Origin of the sequence: Micromonospora sp. M42 (assembly GCF_000568915.1) — a bacterium.
GTDB classification, from domain to species: Bacteria; Actinomycetota; Actinomycetes; order Mycobacteriales; family Micromonosporaceae; genus Micromonospora; species Micromonospora chalcea.
In genome coordinates, this window is sequence record NZ_KK037244.1 from 1 (window position 1) to 4,667 (window position 4,667).

At 73.9% G+C, this 4,667-nt stretch carries 3 protein-coding genes; all 3 read left to right on the forward strand.

All coding sequences use genetic code 11. The annotated features are described in order from the left end of the window. A partial coding sequence (locus MCBG_RS30935) for an acyl carrier protein (protein ID WP_043331320.1) occupies positions 1-537 on the forward strand: 537 nt, incomplete at its 5' end. 241 nt (positions 538-778) lie between these two features. Next, on the forward strand, positions 779-1,627 hold the full coding sequence (locus MCBG_RS30940; RefSeq protein WP_043331321.1) for a metallophosphoesterase family protein: 849 nt from the start codon (positions 779-781) through the stop codon (positions 1,625-1,627). Between the two features lie 325 nt (positions 1,628-1,952). Then, positions 1,953-4,667 (forward strand): type I polyketide synthase (locus MCBG_RS30945; RefSeq protein ID WP_198033366.1); only part of this gene is annotated, 2,715 nt, incomplete at its 3' end.

A 4,667-nucleotide genomic window follows, 5' to 3' on the forward strand; every position in this document is an offset into this window, starting at 1 on the left:
GGCGAGGACCGCGGCGCGGCGTCGGCGCTGCGCGAGCGGCTCGCCGCCGCCTCCGGGCCGGAGCGCGACCGCATCCTGCTCGACCTGGTCCGCGGCACCGCCGCGGCGGTGCTGGGACACGCCACGCCGAGCAGGATCAGGCCCGCCCGCGGCTTCCTCGAACTGGGCTTCGACTCGCTCACCGCAGTCGAGCTGCGCAACCGGCTGACCGCCGCAACGGGCATCGGACTGCCCGCCACCCTCGTCTTCGACCATCCCACCCCGAACGCGCTCGCCGATCACCTGCGGGCCGAGTTGGCGCCCGAGCAGCCGGCGCTGCCGATCGTGGCCGAGATCGAACGCCTCGACAAGCTCCTCGGCGGGCTGCCGGGCGACCAGGTCGACGACGCGGTCGTCGGTCGGCTGGAGGACCTGCTGACCCGGTGGCGGGGCCGACCCGCCGCCACCGCACCGGCGCCGGCCGCCGCCGAGGAGTTGGAGTCGGCCAGCCGGGACGAGCTCTTCGACATCATCCAGCGGGAGTTCGGCAAGTCCTGAGCGGACACTGCCCGACCCGGCGGGACGGGCCGGGAAAAGGGGCACCCGACGGCGCCGGACGCCTGACCGGCACCGTCGGGCAGGCGCGCCCTTAGGGGTCCACGAAGCCTGTCTAGGGGTGTGCCGGTGTGGATCCGGCTCCGTAGGGTCGGAGCACGCCAGGCCGTCTCGCCCTGCCCACCGGCAGCCGAGCGGTACGGATGTGGGTGCGTGCGGTACCCCGGATGGACGGGAGGTCCGCATGGCCGGATCCGGCTTGCCTCAACTGCTCGCCATCAGCGACCTGCACGTGGTGCACGCGGAGAACAAGGCCATCGTCGAGCGGCTGCGGCCGGAGCGCGACGGCGACTGGCTCGTCGTCGCCGGCGACGTCGGGGAGTTCGTCGGCGACATCGAGTGGGCGCTGGGACTCCTCAGCCGCCGCTTCGCCAAGGTCATCTGGGCCCCCGGCAACCACGAGCTGTGGACTCCCCGCGAGGACCCGATCCAGCTGCGGGGGGACGCGCGCTACCAGCACCTGGTGGAGCTGTGCCGGGGGCTCGGGGTGGTGACTCCGGAGGACCCGTACCCCGTCTGGGACCCGCAGGGCGACGACCCGGTCCTGATCGCGCCGCTGTTCCTGCTCTACGACTACACCTTCCGGCCCCCGGGGACGTACACGAAGGAGCAGGCCCTGGCACGGGCCCACGAGGTCGGCGTGGTCTGCACCGACGAGATCCTGCTGCACCCGGACCCGTACCCGACGCGGGACGCCTGGTGCCGGGCGCGGCTGGCCCTGACGGAGCGCCGGCTCACCGCCGAGCGCGGCGGGCTGCCCACCGTCCTGGTCAACCACTTCCCGCTCGTACGCGAGCCCACCCGGATCCTGCGGTACCCGGAGTTCGCCCAGTGGTGCGGCACCGAGACCACTGCCGACTGGCACGTCCGCTTCGACGCCCGCGTCGCCGTCTACGGTCACCTGCACATCCCGCGCACCACCTGGTACGACGGGGTCCGGTTCGAAGAGGTCTCGGTCGGCTACCCGCGGGAGTGGCGCCGCCGGTCGACGCCCCCCGGCCGGCTGCGCCGCATCCTGCCGTCGGCCGCCTGAATGGCCCTCGTGGCGCTGGTCACCGCCGCTCCCGGAGCCTGCCGGGACGCCGCCCGCGGGCCGGTCGATCAGGGGTTCTCTAGGGGTTGGGCGGGTGTTGGGCGCTCAGTACCGTCCAGTCACGGTGGCGGGCGTGTGTCGGCGGGACTGTCCGGCGTGGCGGGCGCCTGAGCAGGCACGACGACCGGAATCAGGAACAGGTGTGGGTTTCGTGAGCCGAACGGCCGCGTCTGCACCCACCTGTGCACGAAGCCGGCCCGCCGGCGGTGGTGTGGTCAACGAATCGGCAGATTCCGATCGATAGCAAGCTCTGGGCGGGTGGGTCATGGCGGACGAAGACAAGCTCCTCGAACACCTGAAGTGGGTGACCTCCGAGCTCCGCCTGGCGCGTCGGCGCCTGACCGAGCTGGAGGACGAGGACGCCGAGCCGATCGCGATCGTCGGCATGGCCTGCCGTTTCCCCGGTGGCGTCGCCTCACCTGAAGACCTCTGGGACGTCGTCGCCGGCGGGGTGGACGCCACCGGCGCGTTCCCCGACGACCGGGGCTGGGACCTCGACCGGCTCTACGACCCCGACCCCGACCACCCCGGCACCACGTACAGCAACCGGGGTGGCTTCCTGCGCGACGCGGGTCTGTTCGACCCGACCCTGTTCGGGATCTCGCCGCGCGAGGCGCTGGCCATGGACCCGCAGCAGCGCCTCCTGCTCGAGGTGACCTGGGAGGTCTTTCGAGCGGGCCGGCATCGACGCCGCGTCGGTGCGGGGCAGGCCGTACCGGGGGTGTTCGTCGGCACCGCGGGGCAGGACTACACGTCCGTGCTGCGGCAACTGCCCGAGGGCACGGAGGGCTACGTCCTCACCGGCACCGCCGCGAGCGTCATGTCCGGCCGGCTGGCGTACTCCTTCGGGCTGGAGGGGCCGGCCGTCACCATCGACACCGCCTGCTCCTCGTCGCTGGTCGCCCTGCACCTCGCCGGTCAGGCCCTGCGCGACGGTGAGTGCTCCCTCGCCGTGGCCGGCGGCGTCACAGTGCTGGCCACGCCGGGCGCCTTCGTCGAGTTCTCCCGCCAGCGGGGGCTCGCCTCCGACGGGCGGTGCAAGGCGTTCTCCGCCGACGCCGACGGGACCGGCTGGTCCGAGGGCGTCGCCATGTTGCTCGTCGAGAAGCTCTCCGACGCCCGGCGCAACGGGCACCCCGTCCTGGCGGTGATCCGGGGCAGCGCCGTCAACCAGGACGGCGCCAGCAGCGGGCTGACCGCCCCCAACGGCCCCGCGCAGCAGCGGGTGATCCGGCAGGCGCTGGAGAACGCCCGGCTCAGTCCGTCCGACGTGGACGCCGTCGCTTACCTAAACCGAGAACCAACATCGGACCACCCGCAGGCCCGCGGCCGGCGCCGGACGGGGTCATCAAGATGTGATGGCGATGCGGCACGGCGTGCTGCCGCCCACCCCTGCACGTGGACCGGCCCTCACCGCACGTCGACTGTAAAAAAGGGCCGTGGCCTGCTCGACGAGCGACGCCCGTGGGCCGGCGGCGAGCACGTCCGCAGGGCGGGCGTGTGTCCTTCGGCAAAAAAAACACGAAACGCCCACCTAATCCTGGAGCAGTCGCCGACCCCCGACCCGGCCGGCGACCGCGCCACCCCGTCCCGCCGTCCCGCCGTCGTGCCCATGCTGCTCTCCGCCGCGCAGCCGGCCGCGCTCGCCGCGCAGGCGGACCGGCTGGCCCGTTGGCTCAGCGACGACGAGAAGCCGCGCCCGCTCGATGTCGCCTGGTCGTCGGTGGTGTCCCGCTCGACGCTCGACCGGCGTGCGGTGGTGCTCGCCGGGGACCGTGCGGGCCTGCTGACGGGCCTGGAGTCCCTGGCGGCGGGCGCGCCGTCGGGCACCGTGGTCACGGGCCAGGCCGGGGACCGCGGTCCGCTGGCGGTGCTCTTCTCCGGCCAGGGCGCGCAGCGCACCGGCATGGGCCGCGAGCTGTACGCCGAGTTCCCCGTCTTCGCCGCCGCCCTCGACGAGGCGTGCGGGCATCTCGACCGGGTGCTGCCGCGCCCGCTTCAGGGGGGGGGCTGGTTCGCGCCGGAGGGCTCCGCCGAGGCGGACCTTGCTGAACCAGACCGCGTTCCCCCAGGGCGGGCTTCTTTCGCCGTCGAGGTGGCGCTGTTCCGCCTCGTGGAGTCGTTCGGCGTGGTGCCGGACTTCGTGGGCGGGCACTCGATCGGTGAGATCGCCGCCGCGCACGTGGCCGGGGTGCTGTCCCTCCAGGACGCCTGCCTGCTGGTGGCGGCGCGGGGCCGGCTCATGCAGTCGCTGCCCGACGGCGGCGGCATGCTCGCCGTGGCCGCCGACGAGGCGGCCGTGACGGAGTCGATCGCCGGGCTGACCGACCGGGTCGGCGTCGCGGCCGTCAACGGCCCGACCTCCGTCGTGGTCTCCGGCGCCGTCGACGCCCTCGACGAGGTGGACCGCGTCTGGCGCGACCGGGGTGTGCGAACCCGCCGGTTGGCCGTCAGTCACGCGTTCCACAGCCCGCTGATGGAGCCGGTGCTGGAGCGCTTCCGCGGCATCGTCGAGCGGCTGGACCTCGCCGCCCCCACGCTGCCGATCGTGTCGAACCTGACCGGTGCGCTCGCCGACGCCGACGAGATCCGCACCGCCGACTACTGGGTACGGCACGTCCGCGAGGCGGTCCGCTACGCCGACGGGCTCGCCGCGCTGCGCGCCGCCGGGGTCGACACCTTCCTGGAGGTCGGCCCGCAGAGCGTACTGACCGCGATGACGCCCGACGTGCTGCCCGACGACGACGTGCTCGCCGTCGCAGCCCAGCGCCGGGACCGGCCCGAGGCGCAGGCGCTGCTGCACGCCCTCGCCGAGCTGCACGTGCACGGGTTGCCGGTGTCCTGGCGGGAGTGGTTCGCCGACACCGGCGCCGCCCGGGTCGACCTGCCCACGTACGCCTTCCAGCGGGAGCGGTTCTGGCCCGAGGTGCTGCCGTGGCGGGTCGGCGACGTGTCGGGCGCCGGCCTCGGCGTCGCGGGG